Origin of the sequence: Leptospira soteropolitanensis (assembly GCF_026151655.1) — a bacterium.
In the GTDB taxonomy this organism is placed as follows: Bacteria; Spirochaetota; Leptospiria; order Leptospirales; family Leptospiraceae; genus Leptospira_A; species Leptospira_A soteropolitanensis.
Genome location: NZ_JAMQPN010000003.1, coordinates 77,930 through 99,771, shown reverse-complemented (window position 1 = coordinate 99,771; position 21,842 = coordinate 77,930). Strand labels below are relative to the sequence as shown.

The following is a 21,842-nucleotide window of genomic DNA, read 5'->3' as shown; positions in this document are numbered from 1 at the left end:
CAATTAACCAGAAATATTGGGAATGGTAGGAGAACTATGTGGAAATTTTTAGAAACCCTAGAGAAACGTGGGAAATGGATCCTCACCATTCTACTTGTGATTTTTTTTGTCATGTCAGTCTCTAGATCCAAACAAAAATCGGATTTTTTGGATTATTACCATGCTGCAGAACGTTGGGCAACGGGTGAGAACCTATACCGGTTTGATGCGGCTTTCGAACTCCAGTCCAAAGTAAAAAAGATGGAAGACCTCTTCCAACCGGAGAATTTTCATCTATTAACTGCTTTGCAAAACGAAACAGCTACCTATATTTATCCTCCACTATTTTCCTTTTTGCTCATTCCCTTTACCTATCTTTCGGAATCAAATGCGGCCCTCCTCTTTGAAATATTAAGTTGGCTTTCTTTATTAGCCATTCTCTATTTTATTTTCCAAAACAAAGAAATCACGGATCAAAATTCCCTATTTCCGTATTTGATTCTACTCACCACAATCCTATTCAATTTTCGTTTTTTGGAAAGCCATATCCAAAACAATCAAGTTGGACTTCTACTCATATTACTTGTGTTAGTGTCTCTAATGATAAAGTCAGATTGGCAAAGTGGATTGATTTTGGCTCTTGCAGTCAGCATTAAAATCACCCCACTAGTATTTCTTTTTGTTTATGTTTATGAAAAACAATATAAACGAATCTTCTGGTTTTTAGTTGGAATTCTTTTTTGGAATGCGACGCCACTCTTGTACAATTGGGATTATACCGTTCAAATGACAAATGAATGGCTCACAGAAATTTTAGGGAACGCATTTAGTAACCCCCTTCTTCGTTCCTGGAAAAATAACCAATCTTTAAGTTCCACACTCGCTAAATATTTTGTCCCGGGTGCGGATATGATGAACCAACCCACATACAGTTTGCCCTTTTTGGTTCTATCTCTTCCCATTTTAAAGTACATCCAACTTGGTTTTATCATTTTGTTTGGAGTTCCGCTATTATTACTATGGAAAAGGAAAAATAAAAAATGGGAAATCATTTCTCTTTTATTTCTAATTTCTGCGCTTTTTAGTGGGATTAGTTGGATTCATAGTTTTATCATTTGTTTGATTCCAATTTATTTTATTTTAAATCAAGTGATTCGTTTGCCAAACAACAAAAAAGAATTAACAATTCTTTTTTTGATTTTGAGTTTACCTCTTCTATCACATAGGACTTTCGTAGGATCAAAAATCGAAGCGGCACTATCTATGTTTTCTATATTATTTTATTCAACCAGTCTCTTATACTTTTATATTGTAAGGTTTGCATTACGTGAAACAGAAAATCGGAATTGATGTAAGGCCTCTGGCCTACGGGATGACTGGGAATTCTAGGTATTTAGCGGAAGTACTCAAAGTCATCTTACCCAAATATACAAAAAAAGAGTTTTACTTATATACAAACAAACCGATCCATCCAGTGTTTCAAGACCTAATCGGATCCAATACAAAGGTAGTTTTGGAATCTAAAAAAATTCCAGGGCCTATTTATTTGAATTTTGTTTTACCGAAACGCCTAAAACAAGATGGTATTGAAGTTTTTTGGGGCACCATACAGATGTTACCTTTTTTTAAACTCCCCATACCTAGTTATGTGAACTATCATGACCTTAATTTTATTTCAGCTCCTGAAACAATGGCTAAATGGAACTATTGGCAACACAAACTACTCTCCCCTATTACTCTAAAAAATGCAGATAAAATTTTTTGCCTGTCTCAAAACACAAAAAAAGAAATCGCAGCCTATCGGCCTGAATATGAAAAAAAATGCATTGTTGTTTATCCCGGTGTTTCTAAACAAAAATTGCCTAAACCAAAAGTTAATTTCCCAAAAGATTTTTTTCTAACAGTGGGCACTTTAGAACCAAGAAAGAACATTTATCGTTTAGTAGATGCTTTTTTAGATTTTAAAACCAAACATCCCAAGGACAAAAATTCTCTCCTCATTATGGGTAGAAAAGGTTGGGGCGAAGAAGGTGAGTTTTTATATCAAAAATTAAAAGACCCAAAAATTCAGAGCCTAGGAATTCATTTTTTGGAAAATCCAGATGATGCAACTTTATCCGCGGCCTTTAAACAATGTAAGGTGTTTTTCTTCCCTTCTCTACACGAAGGTTTTGGTCTTCCACTACTAGAAGCAATGTTAGAGGGCAAATGTTGTGTTGCTTCAGACATTCCAGTCTTTAAAGAAATACTTTCAGACAAATGTGATCTCTATGTTCAGCCAAAAGAGACGAAGGAATGGACTCGTAGTTTTGAGCTAATGTCTGGCCCCAAAAAACCTAGATCTCCAAAATTTCCCGCCAAACAATGGACATGGCAAGAAACAGCAAAAAAAATAGAAGAGGTAATTTTTCAGTGAAAATCATAAACAAGTGGATATCGAAATGGAAGGAATTCCAAAGCAAAAGAGAAATCGCATATTTTGGAACTTCTTTATATGATGAGTTAAAAGTAAATCCTCTCCCTTCCTTACTTCTCATTCTTTTTTCAGTTTTATTTTTCACTTTCAGTTTGCCGTATATTTATTATTTAGGTAAATTCTTTTATTGGTTTGTTGGTGTTTTAGAAATTACCAAAGTATTAAAAATTCCCTTTTTAGATGAACTTCGGTATTATCATTACCTATCTGCCTTCGTTTATTTCTACATAGTAACCTCTCTCTTAATCGATATTAGTCGACTCTTAAACAAATGGAATATTCGAACCGTTTTTGTAAAAAATGAAATCTGGCAAATCCAACGATTTGGTTTTGGTAAAAAATTAATTAAATTTAACCTAGAGACTGATGGTTTAGAGTTAGGTTACGAACATGGTGGATTCAGTGATTATTTAGGATGTAATCGCTTGATTTGGGAGAAAAATGGAAAAACTCTTTTTGTGACTCCTTATTTTTTTCCTTATAAAAAAAATAAAACCCTCGTGAATCGGATCTTAAAACGTTAGAGTGGATTAGAACTCTTGAAAAAGTTATTCATTCTCCTTTTACTGTTACTACTTTTTTTATTCCATCTCAGGTATCTTTCTCGTGCCTTTGACTGGGATTCTTGTGTTTACGCTCTGAACATTCAAAAAGATAGAATAGAATCTGCATTCTTTAATCCGCATCATTTAGGATTTGAATCATCAGGGTTACTTTATTGGAAAATGCTTCGCTCCATATATCCAACGACGGATATCATGTTTTTTTTGCGATTGCGTATCCTTAGTTTTTCTTTATTTTTTTTAGGACTCTTTATATGGATTTATTATAAGTTATATAAGGATATTATCCTCGGAACAATTCTTGCTCTTGTCATCCAAGTGAGCCAAGCTTTTTGGTTCTACAGTTTACACAATGATACTCCGCTCATCCACTCCTGTTTGATGGCTCTTTTATTTTTATCCACTGTATACTTTCTAAGATCAGGACTTCAGACAAAACATTTGATCATATTATGGATGATCCAACTATTTAGCATCTACTTTCATCAATCCAATGTCATTCATTTTGGGATGGTTCCTATGGCAATTTTTCTTTCACCTAACAGATCGTTTGGGAAGAAACTCAGAATCATTTTTATCTATTTAACATGCCTTGGTGTTGCAACAATCCTCTCTTACTTATTTGTTGGATTCGTTATCCTAAAAAGAGGGCTTGGACCCCTAGATGAAAGACATTTCTCTTTTTGGATGTTCCTCTATGCCGCAATCAATCGTTGGGGAACAAGCTTGGGTGAGGAAAAAAACTACGTATTATATTTTTATCGAGGCATAGGAGATGCGTTTCTAGTTTTCCAGAACGTCATTCCAAAGTTTCGAGTGAACCTTTTTGACTTCCAAAACCCAAAACACCTTCCCTACAATTTGAATCTTTTATTCTGGATTTTTAGTTTGTGTTTGGGAATTTTGAATTTCCGTACTATGTGGGCAAGATACAAACAAGAATTATTAATCATGGTGTTTTGGATCCTCCCATCCATTGGATTTTACACATGGTGGGAAGGTTATTTTTTTGAATTTTGGGTGGGGACTACCATTGCACTTTGGATCTTAAACTCCTATATCTTAAAATCATTATCTCTTCCTCTCTTACCTAAGTTTTCAGCCGCGATTCTGCACACGGTTTACCTGATCTTATTTCTCTTTTATTTCAGTACGAATTTTACCTTTTCTACCCTTCCCAGATCCATTGGCCCAAAATTTGGCTATACAGAAGGAATTCAGGGACCTGTTGAAAAGTTAGCCGAAGAATCAATTTACCGCTAGGATAAAAAAATGTTATTTAACTCTTTTGAATTTTTAGTCTTTTTCTTTATAACGATCATAATCGGAAACCTTTTAAAAAATCGTTGGCAGAAACTTTTTTTTCTACTGACCAGCTATTACTTTTATATGGCTTGGCAACCATCGTCTATTTCCTGTACGGCGATGGCCGCAGATGGTTTTAAGTTTTATACAGATAGACTCTATTGTGAATTTAAGATTAATCCCTATGTTTTTATTTTAATTTTCTCTACAATCATTGATTACTTTGCCGCAAGACTGATTGAAAAAAAACAAGACGGAGATAGTGCCAGAGGATGGTTACTACTCTTATCTCTTGTAGTCAACATTGGAACACTTGGATTTTTCAAATATACTGACTTTTTACTCGGAGTCATTAACGACATCCATCTTTTAGGTGATTTCCAATTCGCAAAACAGAATATCATCCTTCCCGTTGGAATTTCTTTTTATACATTCCAGTCAATGAGTTATACCATTGATGTTTACAATCGAAAGATAGAAGCAAGGAAATCTTTTCTCGATTTTGCTTTGTATGTTGCCTTCTTTCCACAACTGGTTGCAGGACCCATCGTACGGGCTGAAACGTTTTTTCGCGACTTAGATTTCCGCCTAGGAGTATACAAAGAAAATATTGATGCAGCCTTTGCATTGATATTAATCGGATTCACTAGGAAAATCGTATTTGCTGATAATCTAGCTCGAGTGGTTGACTCAACATTTGCAAATTATCAAAACTTAAACTCAATTGAAATTTGGACAGGAGCTCTTGCTTTTGGATGGCAGATTTATTTTGACTTTGCAGGTTACACCGACATTGCTATCGGAGTTGCAAGATTGTTTGGATTCCAGTTCAATCCAAATTTTAATTTTCCTATGTCTTGCAGAAATATCGCAGACCATTGGTCCAAGTGGCATATTTCTTTTTCCACCTGGATTAGAGACTACATCTATATTCCGTTAGGTGGTTCTAGAGTTAGTGTAATTATGTACATCCGAAACATCATGATCACGTGGTTATTTGCTGGATTGTGGCATGGGGCAGCATACCATTATGTAGGTTGGGGGATTTGGCAAGGAACTATGTTACTATCTCACAAATTCTATAGTGATACTTCTGTAGCGAAGCTCCTCAATGGGAAAGGTGGCAAAGCTTATGACTTACTAGCTCGGGTATTTACCATGTTTTGTTTGGCATTTGGTTTCGTCATGTTCCGAGCGGAAACAATGGAAAAGGCCGTTCCAATGATGAAAGCTCTCGTTTTCTTAAATAATTCCGCAGCTCCGATAGCGAGATGGACGAACTACCGGTTTGGAATTTTACTTGTGATTTGTTTTACTGCTAGTTACTTTTTCTCTAAAAGACAAATCCCTACCCTTCTCACTGGACATTGGTTAAAATATACAGCCTTTGTTATTGTTAACGTATTGTTATTATTACTTTTTGGAGTCACTGAAAGTCAGAACTTTCTCTACTTTCAATTTTAATTATGAGCTTACATAAAGAAACCATCTCATTTTTGACTGATAAAAAATTAGTCACTGCAATCATCTTTTTACTAACATTGGAATGTTTACTGCAGCTGGGTTTTTATAAACCTTATTTAAAAAAGAACTCGTATGCTTCCAATATCAATCGAGTTACTGAACATGTGGTTTCCAAACGTGATGTTTTGGATCCGGACATTTTGATTGTTGGTACATCTGTGGCCTTCGAGGGAATCAGTGTTCGCATGTTAAACGAAGAACTACAAAAATCTGGATGGAAAACTCAATCGATCGCTGTTCGAGGTTCGGAACTTGTAGTGCAACATCGAATTTTAGAAGAATACTTGGATAAATTTCCCAAAGTAAAAATGATTCTCCACGTAATGGAACCTGGTATGCCCTGGGTTGATAGGAAGTATGTCGTAGATCCGACACTGGCGATGTTATCGGAACTAGGAAACTTTAAAGCAATTCCGACAGTTCTCGATTTCGAATACAACCTAGACTTTTCTAACTATCTTTATCTCATTTTCAAATCGGTGGCCTATCGCAAAGATTTGTCTGATTTAGTTATCAATTTTAACGAAAGACTGAAGGCTATTTCAAGAAAGAACAAAAACCCAAATTTGAATCCTTGGGACTATGAAAACGACCATCCTGAATCCATCGATGAATACCACCTCACAAGCGTAGATGATTGTTTAAATCGATTGGCATTGCACCTTCCTCTAGAAATTCCAAAAGCATCCAACCCGGATCATCGACGAATGTTGTTTGAAACTTGTGGAATTGCAAGCGTAGTTCCTCAAGATTCAAATGCTACCGAAGACACCAAACGATACTTTAGAAGATTAAAAAAGATGTATAACTTTATAGGGGAACGAAAGATACATATTATCAATGTCTTTGCTCCTTATTCTGATGTAATTCGAAAAGTAAATAACGAAAGCAGAATGAAAGTTTGGCATGATGGTTTAACTGATGCACTCACACCTTACCAACCTTTAGATGAAATGGATCTTCAAGATTCCCTTGGTGACTCGAATGGTAAATATTGTTTTGATTTAATTCATTTAAATGAAGCAGGGATGAAAGAATTCACGAAAATACTGGCGAAGGATTTGGAGAAAAAACTTGGAAACAACCGATGATATCACTCTAAATCAAATGCAAGCAGAAGTAAATGACTGGATTCAATCCATTGGAGTTCGATATTTTTCTGAGCTCACCAATCTTGCCATCCTTATGGAAGAAGTGGGTGAACTTTCGAGATTAATGGCAAGAAAGTTTGGAGACCAATCTTTTAAATCCGGTGAATCAGCAGATAAAATACCTCATGAAATAGGTGATATATTATTTGTACTTACTTGTTTGGCCAACCAAATGGGGATCTCCCTGCAAGACGCCATTCAATCCACTATCCAAAAAAATACAAAACGAGATCTAAACCGCCACAAAAATAATCCCAAACTTTAGCCATATTTTTACTGTGTCATGGAACGAAAAATCCTGCTTCTCTCCGAATGGCATTCCAATATGCGGATAGATGGGCTGGATGGGAATTCATATCAGAAATACAATAATCGAACTTTGTTCGAAAAATAGGATTGGCTTCTAAAACGTCCTCATACTTGGAATAATCAAGATACATTTTTCGAAAAAAAAGTTTTTGCCCTTCAAAATCATAGTCTTCTCGGAAAAACATATAAGCATGAGCCAAGTCATGAAGTAAATGTTCAAACGCATCTCGTTTGCCTTCTACCAAGCTTCCTTCCATTGCATCAGTCCAACTGATAGTAGAATATCTATATCCATTACTTTGTGATTCCAACATTTCTAAAGAACTAGGATTGTAGTTGATGAGCCTTATATCCCACTCACCAATATGCCATTTCCAAAGGGCAAAACGTACGGTATCAGGCATTCCATAAAACCGAACTACTTCTAAAAATTCTTGAGATTGGTTTCGATTCGGAAGTGGTTTCCCCATTCTAAGGAAAGGATGTTTTTTTACGCGCCGCTCTAAATACAATAATACAATTTGAAAGGTAACTTGACTGTCAGATAACTGACCTCTTTCCCAATCTATTTTCAGAGAAGTTAAAATAGGACGAAGGATTTCTGCTTCTGTCTTTAGTTCTGATTCAGGGATACAAATTTTCTTAAAAGAGCCGTATATAAGGCCGTTATCATGAGGCATAAAAAACTAATTGGATAACCCGTAGTATTCTGTTTCCAAATGGAAAACACTTCCAATTTCTCCACCAAGAAAAAACAAAGTCCCATCAGAAAATTTTACACCGCTGTGTTTCGTTACGCTGTACTTTGCCAGACCCATATTGTAAAAATGATTACTTTTCCCGTAATCAAGTTTTTCCATAACTCGACTTGGCTCGCTTGTATTGTATCTATAACCGCCACCATAAAAGAGTATCCCGCCATCAGGGAGTTCTTGTGCAAAACTCCATTCCCTTCTAAATTGCGAGTTCGCAACTGTTAAAATTTGATTCCGAGTAAGATCAAATAACATCGTGGAATTATTTGAATTAGATAATTGTGCACCGTAAATTAGAACATTACCGTCAGCTAACTTCATACATTTTAATGCACCGACAGGCACGGGCAAAGTGGGACCCCAAGAAAATGTCTGCGTATTTGGATCAAAAAACTCCGTAGTATCTTTGGGAGCAAATATTCCATCCGTCCCGCCAATGATAAAAACTCTACCATCGTCAAGTAAAACCGAACAGGAGAATGATCTAGGCACCATCATTCGATTGGGGATTTCGGTAAAAATACCAGTAGATGGATCATAGATCTCAGCCGTGTTTAAAGTAACAAAAGCATAAGGTGTCAAAGGGTCAAAATCATACTCGCTAATTCCACCTAAAACCATCACTCGACCATCGTGAAGTCTAACTATATTATGTAAGTGCCTCCGACCATTCATATTTCCCGTAGGAGCAAAGGCAGTAGTTTCTGTATCAAAAATATAACTCGATGTGATGGCATATGGATTAGGTGCTTGGATTCCACCTGTGATTAAAAGATTCTTTCCATCTAACATAACACCTCGTTCACCTCGAGAAATATATGGCAGACTAGGGTTAGTGAGAACAAAACTAGAAGACCCTTTTCGTAATATTTCTGCACTGGAAGCAAAGCCATAGATGGCGATCACATCGCCATTAGCATTTTGGAAAGCATCGAATTCCGACCGGCCATAGTGTAAATTAGGTCCTTGGACCAAACCAATAAATTGTAACGTCAGAGAATTGGACACCTCATTGCCAGCATTATCTTGTGAATTATAAAAATGCATAGTAAGTGATCCTGGGCTATTCGAAGAAAAATTGACTTCGAAATAAACCCGGTATGTGGTTTCATTCACCTTTTGTACGGATCGGAGAATCACCTCTGAAGCCAAAGATCCGCTTAAGATTGGCGGACTAAAAATTGCTAATGGCTCGGATGTTGTAAAATCCCAATAATGTGGAGAAAAAAAAGTATAATCGGTAATAGGAATATAACCAACTAACGAAACTGTTGGAATCTGCGTGTCAACGATAATGGGAAGTTTATCTTCAAGTAAGGTTTCACCAGTGCTAGAAACTACTCCGAATAAATTTAGCTCATACTTCCCATCAGATACTAAAGGATCAAAAGTTATAAGAAGCCGATCCTTATCTATTTTTGAGAAACTGACATTAGAAAAAACATCTTGGTTTGACACTGCAAGATAATTTGCATCTATATTTGCAAGATCTCTATTACATTGCAGTAAAACTTGGTCAATTGTTCCAAGGGTTTTATGATTCGATTGATTCGAACAATGGAAAGGGGTTGAATCGAAAAAAGCGCCAAAAAATAAAACTCCGCTAGATTTTTGATCAAAAGGATTTCCATACTTTTCGGGAATCATACATCCTATGGCAAAAATGAAGATAGGAAAAATCAATTTATTCAAAACTGTATTCCTCCGTATTACCCAGGATATCACCAACCCTACCACCTAGGATCATACCTCCGCCAACTGAATGATAACGGATGTCGCAACCGTCCCACCGCGCATTTAAGGAACGACTTGTCACATAAAATCTGTTACTCGATTCCGACCATGACTCCGTATCATGTATCGAATCAAATGTAGAACCGTTTATAGTACGATATTCTAAACCGCCTGCGACAATCAATTGGTCCTTTCCATAAGGGAAAACGAAAGAGGATCCCCACTCCCTGCCAAAAAGTAAGTTTTTATGATCTCTGATTGTGTCCGTTAACGGATTATAAATTTGTGCGCGTAACACCGGTTGTGCGTTATCAAAACGAGAGTTGATTCCACCTAAAACCAGTATTTCCCCATTTTTTAATCCGTGCACAAAATGATTAAATCTTTTGTATACCTTTGCTTGCGACTTTGAGAGAGTTTTGGTGTTGATATCATAAATTTCAATTGTATCTAACGCATTGGGAATAAAATCATTGGAAAGGGGTCCAAATACATCGGAACGTTCTCCCCCAAATATTATGACCTTCCCTGCGGCTTGAGAAAGAATTTGTGCATGTTTACCTCTAGGGTCACTAAGATTTCCTATAAGCTCTACAGTCATTGTCGCTGGATTATTTGTGATATGAACCAGTTCCACAGATCCCACTGACTGAATTGGTTTATAAGGACTCATTCCACCGACTACAAGCACATCCCCATTAGGAAGCACTGTCATTTTATGAAATAATCGAGGGACCGATAAATGCGGACCTTCTGCCCAAGTATTCGTTACAGGATCATAAACTTCCGTTGAAGTTAATCCGTCATTGGAGGAACCAATTTTACCACCAATACCAGAAGTAACAAATATTCGTCCATCCAGGAGTTTAATAGCCTCAAATTCTTGGCGCCGATACACCATGTCAGGGCCTTGTATAAATGTTTTAGAAATAGAATCATAGAACTCAGAGTGGCTAAGTGTTCCATTCCCATTAATAACTACATCTTTTTTCGCTTTTCCGCCAAGAACCAAACGGCGACCGTCATCTAACTCAACACCAACGCACGATCTTCTAGCTACATTTAGGTTTGGTCCACTTTTGAATGCATAAACATTGATTGGAACCATGACAGTTCCTTGTGAATTAGATGCTTTGTCTTTAATATTTGCAAAAGAGATCGTTAGAATTCCACCATTTGAATTTGGATTCCCTGCAAATAACAAACGTATATTGCGATCAGATGTGATGATATCAGACACCACAAGTGTATTTTTAGCAGTTCCTGACAAGGAAACTTGAGACAAATCCCCATCCCAAACAATCTCTTCGTTGGAAACGATATCCAAAAACCCAGATTCTAATTCGGAGATATCTATCCCATTTCCAGTACGAAGTTCGAGAATTGGTGGCTCTGAATCAATTTCAAATTCAAAAGTTTCTGGATTCACGAGAAGAGACTCGTTTGAATAATAATCCTTTAAGTTGATACGAAACCGACCTGTCGTGACAGAAGGGTTCATTCGTATCTCATACAAAAACTTACTACGAGGAATAATTTGTGAAATTGGATTATCACTAGTCCCTGCAATCGGTAATTTCAATCCATTCGTTTTTGTCGTAAAATCATGGTTAGTGGATACATACATAACCCCACCCGGCTGCACCCTGTTGGTCGAGAATTCCATAGTAACCACTGGCTCGGAGCCCAGAAGAAGAAGACCCAAACTAGCTGGGGAATTTGGATCGAATAAATTATTGCCGGTTCCTAATTTACAAGATACTAATAAAATAACGAAAAAGTTGATTCTAATCTTTGCCATACAACTCAACCCTTGTATCGGCCAGTGCCGAATCGCCAAAAATAACAACTCCCTTCGTTGTTTGGATCGCTGAATGTTCCGAACGAGCCTCCATCATTGTATCTACAATAAAATTTTTCTTCTCTATATGATCGTAAAGCTCAAGAATTCCTGATTTATAATAAGTATCGACTCCACCTGTATATAGAACTTGTGCATTTGAAAAAGGTACGATGGAACCACCATTTTTAATTCTACTAGTAAACCCATGAGTTTTTGTGATAGAACCTTCTTCAGTCCATGATTCAATACTTCGTGAACCTACGCCACTCCCTGTCACACCACCCAAAATCAATCGATCCCCTCCAGGTACAAGTATACTCGTAACATTTGATCTGGAAGTAGGCAATACCGCAGGTAAAGTCGTAAATAATTTAGAATTAACATCTAAACTATAAATGAATTTTGAATAAAGCGCATAAATGGCAAGACGATCCTTACCACCAAAAAACAATATCCGCTGTTTACTCTCGTCATACTCTACAGAAGGAAACACCGTATTTACAGGGAAGTTGGCAGATGAACCTAAAAAAGATGAAGTCCCATTCTGAATCGAAATATATTCATGGTCATTAGATATAGCATTTTCATCACTACCCACTCGAAATTGTCCTCCGGAAATAAGCAAATCTCCATTAGACAAACAAACCATCGAATGACCAACCCTTCGCCTCAACATTGGTATCGGAACTTCGACCACGGTATGACTCGTTCCATTGATTTTATAAATTTTATCACTGATTTGCGAATCTAAAGTGGGATCAGCTCGAGTCGTTTTCCCACCAGAAACATAAATATTCCCTTGAGGATCTGAACAAACAGCCATTCCCATTAAACTCTGGTTTAATGACGGAAGTAAAGTTGATGTCCCCGATTCAGGATTAAATATTTCTACCGTGGATACTGTATTACCAAATATAGAAACACCACCTACCAAGAGGATTTTTCCATCCGACATTAAGATCGTAGTGATTTGACCTTTTGCTTCCGATATGGAACCTATATAACGTGGGTAAGGAAATTTAAATTCTAATACTTTGCCCGGAAAAAAATAATTATCAAATGATTCAGGCTTTTGTATGAAAATAGAAATAGGTTCTCTCCACTCGGAGCGAGAAGAAACCGAAAACAATAAACGAAGTTTAGTTTCGGATAACGGAAAAACATCTCGAATCACTAAATCATCTTTGTAGTTGTCAGAAATGCGAAAGTGATTTTTACCAAAGTGTTTTGCTATCGGACGATTCAAATCCAAATCAAGTATTTCTGTTTTTATAAATGCTGGATAATCCGTAGGTTGATACCGAGAGGAAATTTCCACCTGATCTTGAGAAACTAATGTTGATAAGACTGCTGCGGTCCCACCAGCAAAAGTAGTGGGATCAAAGATATTCTGTGAAGTATTCTTTATTTTACAGTGAAATAATAGTAATGCTAATAGTAGATTAAAACCGCATCGCATATCCTAACTTCCCAACCCTGTCGATTCCCATAACACCTTGGTTTTCCCAATCAAACTCGAGTAAAACTCCCGATTTTTCTTTAGGATTGGGTCCTAACAGATAAAAATCAAACACATTTGCCGACCACAAAATGAGAAGAACTGTGAGAGCTTGCGATAGGTGTGCTCTAGAAGATTCCATTTTTTGCCTATATGGCTCAATCAAATAATAGTTTAATGCGACAGTTTCCGTTACGCGGGGATTTGGAGGAATGCCAATAGCAGACTCATAATTTGATTTATCCAACATGTAAGCTTTATATTGAAACCCCGCATAAATTACTCCTAAAGTAAAGATGGACATATAAACTTTACCTTTGTCCTCCTGCCCCCTTGCATATTGCCCCCATCCAGGAAACAAAAACGACCGAAACGCATAAGTGGGATTGTACGGGTTAAACAAAGGTGCATCTGTCAATGAGGTCTCTGGATTAACCGCATATGTTAGAATAGTATCTTCGGATTTCTCCGCATATTCTTTCGTGTATGGTTTTTGTAACTTCTGGTTGGTTTTACCCCATTCTTTCAAAGAACTTATGACATAATTCGATAACTCAGAATAAGAAACTTCGCCATTGAAGTTTGCATCTGCTCTACCTTCCAGTCCATAAATAAGAAACTTTGTAAAGATGCCATAACCAGACTTTGGATCTTCAAAGCTGGAGTAACCTACCTTAGTCGAATAAAAAACTGAAACAATTTCGGAATCACGAAAAGAAGTATTAACTAAGAATTTTCGACCTTCCTCACCTTTTCCGTCATCAGGATTACGACAAGCATCGATTAAAAAAATGATTCTTTTCAATTGAAACTTCCTTGCAATCTCAAGGAGTTGTTCTACAGCAATACCCGAATCAAATGGCGTTGAGGGATCAGCATCTTCTGGAAGTAAATAAACCCGATCATTATAATCGACAACACCATGCCCAGAAAAATAAAATACGAACAAATCATCTGGATTTGTTTCCTCCAGTAGGGCTTCAAAATTAGATAAGATATTATATTTTGTAGGAGTTGAATTTGCAGAACCTTCTTGTACCAGTGTTTGGATGCGATTATAGGAACCATAACTGAATAGAATTTTGGTCATTCCCAAAGCGTCGTTTTTGGCAGTTTTCAAATCACCCAGTGTTAGATTTTTATATTCACTAACACCAACAATAAATCCAAATCGTTTAGGTCCGGGATCGGAAACAAGCATTGTCGGTGCAGTAAAAAATAAGAATATTAGAATTTTTGACTTCATCAATATTAACGGTCGACAGCCAAATCTGCGGCTTGTTTTTCCAAATTTCTTGTATTCTCACCTACTTTTCTAGCATTAATCACCACTTCTCTGTTGATTTCTTCCATTTTTTGTACAACGGCAATCATTTGGTCCTTATCTCGATTTAAGACTTTTGATTCTTCATCCAGTTGTTTCGAAATCGATTCAATTAAGTCTAAAGACTCAAGTACTTCATTATTAATATTTTTTTGAGAATTAATTTTGTTTGTCGCTGTTCTAATCACCCCACTCAAAAGTTCATACTTAGATTGAAGTGTTTCTGTTTGTTTTAAAGAAACGGAAGCAAGTTCCGTTCCTTCCTGAATGAAACGATTCGACGTTGTGATGATTTTTTTGATTTTTGTGGCATTTTCATTCGAATTTTCTGCTAATTTTGCTACTTCTTGCGCTACGACAGCAAACCCTCGACCATGTTCCCCAGCCCTTGCCGCTTCAATGGACGCATTGAGAGCAAGCAAATTCGTTCTATCAGCAATTTCTGCCATAATATCATTTACTTCACTCACTTGTTTTTGAGATTCATTGACTGCACGAAGTCTTTCTTCTAAGTTTTTTACAGTTCCAGATAAGACATTACTTCTATCCTGAAAATCACTCATATTAGAATTCAATTCTTCTACAACGACCCCGATTTCGGAAATACTCAGTTTGAGAGTATCAGACTTATGATTTAACAAAGTAATTTGGTTGTGTTGTTTCCCAATATTATCCACAGAAGATTGAATACTTTCGGAAAATGAAGATACGAAATCTGTCAATTCATGAATGGATTTGTCCTGAGATTCAATTTGAAAATTAAAATCGGTTATGATTTCGCGGATTGATTTGAGAGTACTAAACAATTCGGAACCAACTTGTACTAAGTTACGGTTTAAGTTGTCCGCGGTTGTTCTTTCTGTTTCTGCAATTTTTTGTCTATATTCCGATTCATTTTTTATTTCATTTAATAAATTGAGGACTGCAGATGTTAAATATCCAAAACAAATTAAAAAGAGAATTTTAAACACTTCATTAGAAATAGCAACAGTACCTTTTTGGCTTTGAAGACCTTCCGCTTCTTTAAATTCAACTCCTTGTCCGTACCCGATCAAAAGAATAAGGACCAAACAAAATGCAGAATAATAAGTACTCATAAGAAGAGTTCTTTTTGAAAATAAAAATGCAGAATAAACTACATAAAAATAGTATAACACATATAAGGTTGGCGATTTAATTAAGTCCGCAGCAACCGTACTTCCACCCATAAGTCCCGAAGCAGTGACTGCAAATAAAACCGATATATCCAGAATAATAAGTAACTTGGGGAAAAAAGCATTCAATCTTTCTTTTCTAAAAAGGTATGCCTGCAATCCTCCATATAAAAACATACAAGTAATCCCCACCAAATAACTCACGGTTTGGAGGGTGGTAGAAGTTTTATAGGATCCAAGAGTCGCGATGATATAAAATCCAGCCAAAAGAAATCTGACTCGATTCACATACACAGGGCCTAATTCTACCCAGTTTTTTTTTGTTTTTATAGATTCTAAACTAGTTCTCGACATAGGATGATGATTCGGAAGGGAAAGTGAATGGGAAGTGATTTTCTTTTTTGCTTTCTGAAAACAAAACTCTGTTGACAAAATTTAGTTTGATATTAAACTATTCAATATGGAAACAATAAATACCAATCGCAGTTCCGTACATAAAAAACTTCATCCCGCATCAGAGCGTGGACATGTTAATTTTGGATGGTTAGACAGCCACCACTCGTTTAGCTTTGGACATTGGTACCATCCCGAAAAAACAAACTTTGGCGCACTTCGCGTACTCAATGATGACATAGTAGAACCAAGTATGGGGTTTGGTACTCACCCTCACCAAAATATGGAAATCGTTTCCATCCCCTTATTCGGAGAATTAGCTCATAAAGATAGTACAGGTACGAATGGTATCATACGTACTGGAGATGTACAAATTATGTCTGCAGGTTCGGGAATCCTTCATTCGGAGTTCAATCATAACAATGAAAAAAAGGTAAATTTTTTGCAAATATGGATCCTTCCGAAAGTAGGTGGAATCGAACCACGATATGCCCAAAAAAGTTTTTCGGAAGCCGGTCGGGTAAACAAATTTCAAACCGTTGTATCCCCCATTGATGAAGAAGCTGTTTGGATCAATCAAGATGCCTATTTTTCTTTGGCAACTTTAGATCCAGGAAAAGCGCTCTCTTATTCCGTTCATTCCCCTGACCAAGGAATTTTTGCCTTTCTCATAAGTGGTAAACTAAAAGTAGAAGATACAGTACTCGAACGTCGAGATGCTGTCGGATACTGGGGAAACCAAGAGTATCAATTTCAGGCAGAGGTAAAATCCGAATTAATGGTGATTGAAGTCCCTATGAAGTAAAAGTAGATTTAGTGGGAACCGACAAAAGTTGACTCCCACATCTCTTTTTTTAAGATCAAATTTTTTCTCATAATTCCATTTTATACGAATTTTTTTTCGTGAATATATTTTCCTATTAGTCTAACTTTGCAAAAGTAAGACTTTTCCACAAAAAGGGAAAAATCGAAGGAAAATAAAAATGAAAGATTACCAATGGATTTTGGGTTTTGTTCTTTTGACACTTTCTTCAAATGCCTTTGCAGAAAGTATGGTCGGTGTACCAGGAGATATTGCCTTACAGAGGTTAGTTGAAGGGAACATTCGATTCAGGGAGGGAAAAGCAAAACGCCCCAACCAGTCCCAGGAAAGAATTCGAGAAGTTTCAAAAAGACAATTTCCTTTTGCCACCATCATTGGATGTTCCGATTCCAGAGTGCCAAACGAAATCGTATTCGATCAAGGGCTCGGTGATTTATTCATCGTAAGAACAGCAGGCCAAGTCTCCACCTATGCATCTTGGGGATCTATCGAATTTTCTGTCGCTGTCCTTGGTGTGAACTTAGTTGTGGTCCTAGGTCATTCTAACTGTGGTGCCGTAGATGCGGCATGCAAATCGAATGATGTACCTGGTCATATCATTACTTTGACAAATGCAATCAAACCTGCAGCCGAAAAAACAAAACACCTCCAAGGTGATTGGTTACAAAATGCAGTAAAAGCCAATGTTGCCTTACAAGTTACCTCTCTAAGAAAACTTGATCCAATTCTTTCCAAACTATACAACAGCGGGAAAATCTTAATCGTCGGTGCCGTTTATGATTTGGATACAGGAAAAGTTAGTTTTCTAGACGAAGATTATATTCTTTCCATTTCAAAATAGGTGATCCAATGGAAATACTAAATTCTCTAATAGCCAATCTTCAAACACCGATGTTCCTTGCTTTCTTGTTAGGAATCGTCGCAACTCTTGTGAAAAGCGATCTCAAATTTCCAGATGGAATGTATACAGGACTTACGATTTACTTACTTTTTGCCATTGGGTTAAAAGGAGGAGTAAAACTAAATAACACCACTATTGAGGAATTTTACAAACCTGCCATTGTTGCATTAACTCTCTGTATATCAATTCCAATCCTTGCTTATTATATACTTACCAAACTTGGAGGGTATGATAAGGAAAATGCAGCAGCGTTATCAGCACATTATGGATCAGTGTCCGCAGTCACCTTTAGTGAAGCACTCGCATTTTTGGAATCATTACATATACCTTATGAAGGTTATATGCCAAGCATGTTAGCCATTATGGAAATTCCGGCCATTATAGTGGCGCTCCTCCTACTCAAATTAAATTCCTCAAAGGAGAAGGAAAATTTATCCTGGAAAAAAGTGGCCCACGAATTATTTACAGGAAAAGGCACCTTACTTTTGATAGGTGGCCTAATCATTGGTATGATATCAGGTAAAAAAGGACACGAACAATTTGCTCCTCTATTTGAAGTACCTTTCCGAGGGATGTTAGTTCTTTTTTTACTGGAAGTTGGAATTGTTACAGGTCGTAGAATTGCCGACTTAAAAAAAGCTGGAGTCTTTCTCATTGCATTTGGAATCCTATTCCCAGTTTGTAATGGTATGTTTGGCTTGATGTTAGGTAAAACAGTTGGACTATCGATGGGTGGAGCGACTATCCTTGCAACTTTAAGTGCAAGTGCCTCCTACATTGCAGCGCCAGCAGCGATTCGCATCGCAATCCCAGAAGCCAGTCCTGCCGTTTATTTGACCTCATCGCTTGCCATTACTTTCCCTTTCAATTTATCAGTTGGATTACCACTTTATCTAGCGGTATCAAAGTTTCTTTACGGAGTTTAAAATGAAATTAGAAAAAGCAAAATTGATTACGATTATCGCCGATGAAGCAATTCAAGATAGGTTAGTCCAAGAACTCAAATTTCTATCGGTAAAAGGTTATACCATAAGCGATGCAATCGGTGAAGGTATCAATCAAAAACATCTAACCTCTTGGGAAGGAAAAAACATCCGACTAGAATCTTTGGTTTCGGAAACAAAAGCAAAAAAAATATTTGAAATAATGACAGAGAGATACATTGATAAATATCCGATGGTGATATTTATGAGCGATGTTGAAGTGATTCGCAAAGATAGATTCAACTGAATTGAATCATTATCAACTAAAATGTGTGACCAATGTCCACATAAAACAATTGGTCTTCTCTAGAATAAGCATAGTCCATTAGGATTACGGTTGCTTGGTTCCAAATCAGTCGTAGTCCTACCCCACGTGCATGTTTATAACCAACTGCATTCACGTCTCGAAGTTTGTCCCATACACGACCCACATCATAGAATGGAACGATACTCAATTGAAAGAACTGATCCCATAGAGAAAAACTACCGACTCGATACCGTAATTCTATATTATAAAATCCAATCACCGGACCAAAAAAACGCTCTTGTCTATACCCACGGAGTGTGTTCTGTCCGCCAAGTGCACCAAATGGACCATCAATCGAATAAAGGTAACGATATTCAAAAAATGGAACATTCCCTTCAATTTTTGTAAGTGCAACACGTTGTGCGATCACAAATTCTTCAAAGAGTTTCGGGAAGGGTTGGTAAAAATTCTTTGCTTGTGCGAAATGTCTGATGTAACCAAAATCAGAACCAATCGTTCTTTCCGCTTTATTGATATTATATTCAATGAGCCAACCTCTATCGGGATCAGGTTCATAGTCTCTTGTATCGTAAGCAATTCCCGCACGTACATAATTTAGGTTCCCACCATTAATACCGATGATTTTCCTAGCGTTTGCGTCTTCCGTAATTTTAGAACTATCTTCTACTGCTGGGACTTTAATGCTTGTAAGGGGTTCCTTCGCTTCTGTGGAAGTCCCATCATATCGCCTAACAGAATTCCTAGAAAATTCGACCCCTCCCCAAATCCGAAATACCTGAAATATCGTTTTGTCTGCGGCAAATTGTCCATAAGTAGTTTCAAATTGGTAATCATGGTAATGTTGGTTCGAGGTAAACTCTTTCCCTGGACCACGGTTTCGAGTATAAGAATTTGCGTTTTCAAAGTCCGAATAAGTAGCATTTCGAGTGATCCTACTTCCATCGACATTCCGATCTTTAAAATATAAAGGCTGTAAACTTTCTGTTCCAACACCAAAGTATTGATTATACAAACTAGCATCATGACCTACATAAGCTCTTAGCCTGTAAGCTGTATCAGCAAAGTATGGCGCATCCCATGCCAGATAATTATTTTGTGTGCCACGGTTTGTCCTATAAACACCAACATTAAACAAATATTCGTAAGGTGTATACTTGAAAGATGAATCTGACTTAGTCCCATTATAAAATATATTAGCCAGAACCCCTAGACCAGAGCCATTCACAGCATCATTTCCAAAAAGTGGAAGACCCGTAGCATACCAGCCTTCTTTTTTTTTGGTTAGTTCATTCTCATCTAACTTTTTAAACTCACCTAACCATTCGGGGACATCAGACTTTCTTTCCTCAGCAGATAACGGAACGAAAATCAGTGTTGATATAAATACCAACACTGAAATCAGATTCCAAAAAAACATTGATGTTATTTAACTTCGCGGACTTGGATGGTTTCGACTCTTTCTTCCCCTGCAATGATATCAGATAAAATGACTACCTTTTCACCCATTTGCAAATATCCATTATTCACAAGTGTTTGGATGGCAAGTTTAATCGTTTTTTCTGGATCGGAAGAAAAATCGACTCGGTAAGGAATGACACCGCGTGTCAACCAAAGCTTCCGTCTAACAGAAGTCATATTGGTGAATGCATGTACAATTGGATATTTCGGATGAAACGATGCTAAATTATTTGCTGTGATACCACGACGAGTAATCGCAATAATCGCATGGGCTTGCATAGAATCGGCTAAATTTGCTGCCGAACGCGCCATTTCTTCTTTTTGGTCTTTCGGTTTTCTTTGAGCAGCCAGACCCAGGTTGATCGACATTTCCATACGGCGTGCAATTTTATCTAACATTTCCACACAACGTACAGGGAATTTTCCCATTGCCGTTTCCCCGGACAACATAATAGCATCGGCCTCTTCATACACTGCGTTAGCAACATCTGTCACTTCCGCTCTAGTTGGAGATGGGTTTTGGATCATGGACTCTAGTAAATGAGTCGCAACGATAACACGTTTTCCTTCTTCCTGGCATCGTTTGATGATCCTTCTTTGAACAATGGGTAACTCTTCAATTTCTATCTCAACACCTAAATCTCCACGAGCCACCATAATTCCATCAGACTCTCGTATGATTGCATCCAGGTTTTTTAAACCCTCTTGATCTTCAATTTTTGCAATAATTTGTGCATGATGATTCTTTTCATCAATGATTCCACGAAGTTGTTTTACATCTTCTTGGGAACGAACAAACGACAAAGCAACAAAATCAATATCTTCTTCCAGCCCGAAAAGGATGTCTTTTAAGTCTTTCGGTGTGATAGACGGTAAATTTACGCGAATCCCTGGTAAATTGATATGTTTTCTGGACCCAAGCTTACCACCATCTAACACTGTACAAACGAGTTCATTTTCTCGAATTTCTTGTACGGCAAGGTTGATAAGTCCATTGTCAACAGTAACTCTGTCACCAACCTTCAAATCTTTTACAATGTCGCGATAGTTTACAAAAACACTTTGAGCTTCCGCTTCCATTCCTGGAATGATGTGAAAAGTAAAAGTCTCACCCACTTTTAAGTGGAGATCGTTTTGAACATCCCCAGTTCGAATTTCCGGCCCTTGTGTATCAAGAAGGATAGAAATTGGGTGTTTGTGCAATTCATCTTTATTCAAAGATTTAATAATACGAATGATCTTTCTGTGGAATTCATGATCGCCATGACTCATATTAATCCTAGCAATGTTCATCCCAGCCAAAGCTAAGCTTCGGATCATTTCTTTGGATGCAGTCGCAGGACCAATGGTGCAAACGATTTTAGTTTTTCGAGCTCTTAGTTGTTCAATAGCAGGCATAAT

At 37.2% G+C, this 21,842-nt stretch carries 19 protein-coding genes; 11 read left to right on the top strand and 8 right to left on the bottom strand.

The features are described 5' to 3' along the window. Positions 1–36 precede the first annotated feature (36 nt). Genes ND811_RS08895 through ND811_RS08865 form a run of 7 tightly spaced genes read left to right on the top strand, consistent with a single transcriptional unit; the run spans position 37 to position 7,263 of the window. On the top strand, positions 37–1,329 hold the full coding sequence (locus ND811_RS08895) for a glycosyltransferase family 87 protein (RefSeq protein WP_265351718.1): 1,293 nt from the start codon (positions 37–39) through the stop codon (positions 1,327–1,329). A 22-nt stretch (positions 1,330–1,351) separates the two neighbouring features. Next, positions 1,352–2,395, top strand: coding sequence for a glycosyltransferase family 4 protein (locus ND811_RS08890; protein WP_265351965.1), 1,044 nt, complete (start codon positions 1,352–1,354; stop codon positions 2,393–2,395). Further along, positions 2,392–2,979: an LIMLP_18675 family protein gene (locus ND811_RS08885; RefSeq protein ID WP_265351719.1), complete on the top strand. Its 588-nt coding sequence runs from the start codon at positions 2,392–2,394 to the stop codon at positions 2,977–2,979. The genes ND811_RS08890 and ND811_RS08885 overlap by 4 nt, the downstream gene beginning before the upstream one ends. Before the next feature lie 15 nt (positions 2,980–2,994). Continuing rightward, complete coding sequence (locus tag ND811_RS08880; protein WP_265351720.1) at positions 2,995–4,281, top strand: hypothetical protein; 1,287 nt, start codon at positions 2,995–2,997, stop codon at positions 4,279–4,281. A gap of 9 nt (positions 4,282–4,290) precedes the next feature. Next, on the top strand, positions 4,291–5,787 hold the full coding sequence (locus ND811_RS08875; RefSeq protein ID WP_265351721.1) for an MBOAT family O-acyltransferase: 1,497 nt from the start codon (positions 4,291–4,293) through the stop codon (positions 5,785–5,787). Positions 5,788–5,789: 2 nt separating this feature from the next. Then, a complete protein-coding gene (locus tag ND811_RS08870; protein ID WP_265351722.1) occupies positions 5,790–6,938 on the top strand; it encodes a hypothetical protein in 1,149 nt (382 codons plus the stop codon). A gap of 16 nt (positions 6,939–6,954) precedes the next feature. Further along, positions 6,955–7,263: a nucleotide pyrophosphohydrolase gene (locus ND811_RS08865; protein ID WP_265351966.1), complete on the top strand. Its 309-nt coding sequence runs from the start codon at positions 6,955–6,957 to the stop codon at positions 7,261–7,263. A 16-nt stretch (positions 7,264–7,279) separates the two neighbouring features. On the opposite strand, the gene ND811_RS08860 is transcribed toward ND811_RS08865, so the two are convergent. The 6 genes from ND811_RS08860 to ND811_RS08835 are packed head-to-tail and all read right to left on the bottom strand — an operon-like array spanning position 7,280 to position 15,969. Beyond that, positions 7,280–7,987, bottom strand: a complete 708-nt coding sequence (locus tag ND811_RS08860) for a hypothetical protein (RefSeq protein ID WP_265351723.1) — start codon at positions 7,985–7,987, stop codon at positions 7,280–7,282. 6 nt (positions 7,988–7,993) lie between these two features. After that, positions 7,994–9,754 carry a Kelch repeat-containing protein gene (locus ND811_RS08855; RefSeq protein WP_265351724.1) on the bottom strand — a complete coding sequence of 587 codons (1,761 nt, stop codon included), beginning with the start codon at positions 9,752–9,754 and terminating at the stop codon, positions 7,994–7,996. Beyond that, a complete protein-coding gene (locus ND811_RS08850; RefSeq protein ID WP_265351725.1) occupies positions 9,747–11,597 on the bottom strand; it encodes a Kelch repeat-containing protein in 1,851 nt (616 codons plus the stop codon). The genes ND811_RS08855 and ND811_RS08850 overlap by 8 nt, the downstream gene beginning before the upstream one ends. Next, positions 11,584–13,098: a Kelch repeat-containing protein gene (locus tag ND811_RS08845; RefSeq protein ID WP_265351726.1), complete on the bottom strand. Its 1,515-nt coding sequence runs from the start codon at positions 13,096–13,098 to the stop codon at positions 11,584–11,586. The genes ND811_RS08850 and ND811_RS08845 overlap by 14 nt, the downstream gene beginning before the upstream one ends. Next, positions 13,082–14,383: a caspase family protein gene (locus ND811_RS08840; protein WP_265351727.1), complete on the bottom strand. Its 1,302-nt coding sequence runs from the start codon at positions 14,381–14,383 to the stop codon at positions 13,082–13,084. The genes ND811_RS08845 and ND811_RS08840 overlap by 17 nt, the downstream gene beginning before the upstream one ends. A gap of 5 nt (positions 14,384–14,388) precedes the next feature. Beyond that, positions 14,389–15,969: a methyl-accepting chemotaxis protein gene (locus ND811_RS08835; protein WP_265368909.1), complete on the bottom strand. Its 1,581-nt coding sequence runs from the start codon at positions 15,967–15,969 to the stop codon at positions 14,389–14,391. A 106-nt stretch (positions 15,970–16,075) separates the two neighbouring features. Between ND811_RS08835 and ND811_RS08830 the strand changes: the two genes are divergently transcribed. The 4 genes from ND811_RS08830 (at position 16,076) to ND811_RS08815 (ending at position 18,962) form a co-directional block, all read left to right on the top strand. Continuing rightward, positions 16,076–16,813, top strand: a complete 738-nt coding sequence (locus tag ND811_RS08830; RefSeq protein WP_265351729.1) for a pirin family protein — start codon at positions 16,076–16,078, stop codon at positions 16,811–16,813. A gap of 178 nt (positions 16,814–16,991) precedes the next feature. Further along, the gene (locus ND811_RS08825; protein ID WP_265351730.1) at positions 16,992–17,672 is read left to right on the top strand and encodes a carbonic anhydrase; all 681 of its coding nucleotides are present in this window, start codon (positions 16,992–16,994) and stop codon (positions 17,670–17,672) included. 8 nt (positions 17,673–17,680) lie between these two features. Continuing rightward, positions 17,681–18,658 (top strand): sodium-dependent bicarbonate transport family permease, encoded by a 978-nt coding sequence (locus tag ND811_RS08820; RefSeq protein WP_265351731.1) that lies wholly within the window; start codon positions 17,681–17,683, stop codon positions 18,656–18,658. Position 18,659: 1 nt separating this feature from the next. After that, positions 18,660–18,962 carry a P-II family nitrogen regulator gene (locus ND811_RS08815; protein WP_265351732.1) on the top strand — a complete coding sequence of 101 codons (303 nt, stop codon included), beginning with the start codon at positions 18,660–18,662 and terminating at the stop codon, positions 18,960–18,962. Between the two features lie 16 nt (positions 18,963–18,978). On the opposite strand, the gene omp85 is transcribed toward ND811_RS08815, so the two are convergent. Further along, the gene (omp85, locus tag ND811_RS08810; protein WP_265351733.1) at positions 18,979–20,376 is read right to left on the bottom strand and encodes an Omp85 family outer membrane protein; all 1,398 of its coding nucleotides are present in this window, start codon (positions 20,374–20,376) and stop codon (positions 18,979–18,981) included. Positions 20,377–20,405: 29 nt separating this feature from the next. Then, the gene (gene pyk / locus ND811_RS08805; RefSeq protein ID WP_265351734.1) at positions 20,406–21,839 is read right to left on the bottom strand and encodes a pyruvate kinase; all 1,434 of its coding nucleotides are present in this window, start codon (positions 21,837–21,839) and stop codon (positions 20,406–20,408) included. Positions 21,840–21,842 lie beyond the last annotated feature (3 nt).

Bases quoted from the DNA above. Each gene is read 5' to 3' on its own strand.
- ND811_RS08895 (WP_265351718.1), top strand. From the start codon at position 37: ATGTGGAAATTTTTAGAAACCCTAGAGAAACGTGGGAAATGGATCCTC.
- ND811_RS08890 (WP_265351965.1), top strand. From the start codon at position 1,352: ATGACTGGGAATTCTAGGTATTTAGCGGAAGTACTCAAAGTCATCTTA.
- ND811_RS08875 (WP_265351721.1), top strand. From the start codon at position 4,291: ATGTTATTTAACTCTTTTGAATTTTTAGTCTTTTTCTTTATAACGATC.
- ND811_RS08870 (WP_265351722.1), top strand. From the start codon at position 5,790: ATGAGCTTACATAAAGAAACCATCTCATTTTTGACTGATAAAAAATTA.
- ND811_RS08865 (WP_265351966.1), top strand. From the start codon at position 6,955: ATGCAAGCAGAAGTAAATGACTGGATTCAATCCATTGGAGTTCGATAT.
- ND811_RS08860 (WP_265351723.1), bottom strand. From the start codon at position 7,987: ATGCCTCATGATAACGGCCTTATATACGGCTCTTTTAAGAAAATTTGT.
- ND811_RS08850 (WP_265351725.1), bottom strand. From the start codon at position 11,597: ATGGCAAAGATTAGAATCAACTTTTTCGTTATTTTATTAGTATCTTGT.
- ND811_RS08845 (WP_265351726.1), bottom strand. From the start codon at position 13,098: ATGCGATGCGGTTTTAATCTACTATTAGCATTACTATTATTTCACTGT.
- ND811_RS08840 (WP_265351727.1), bottom strand. From the start codon at position 14,383: ATGAAGTCAAAAATTCTAATATTCTTATTTTTTACTGCACCGACAATG.
- ND811_RS08835 (WP_265368909.1), bottom strand. From the start codon at position 15,969: ATGTCGAGAACTAGTTTAGAATCTATAAAAACAAAAAAAAACTGGGTA.
- ND811_RS08830 (WP_265351729.1), top strand. From the start codon at position 16,076: ATGGAAACAATAAATACCAATCGCAGTTCCGTACATAAAAAACTTCAT.
- ND811_RS08825 (WP_265351730.1), top strand. From the start codon at position 16,992: ATGAAAGATTACCAATGGATTTTGGGTTTTGTTCTTTTGACACTTTCT.
- ND811_RS08820 (WP_265351731.1), top strand. From the start codon at position 17,681: ATGGAAATACTAAATTCTCTAATAGCCAATCTTCAAACACCGATGTTC.
- ND811_RS08815 (WP_265351732.1), top strand. From the start codon at position 18,660: ATGAAATTAGAAAAAGCAAAATTGATTACGATTATCGCCGATGAAGCA.
- pyk (WP_265351734.1), bottom strand. From the start codon at position 21,839: ATGCCTGCTATTGAACAACTAAGAGCTCGAAAAACTAAAATCGTTTGC.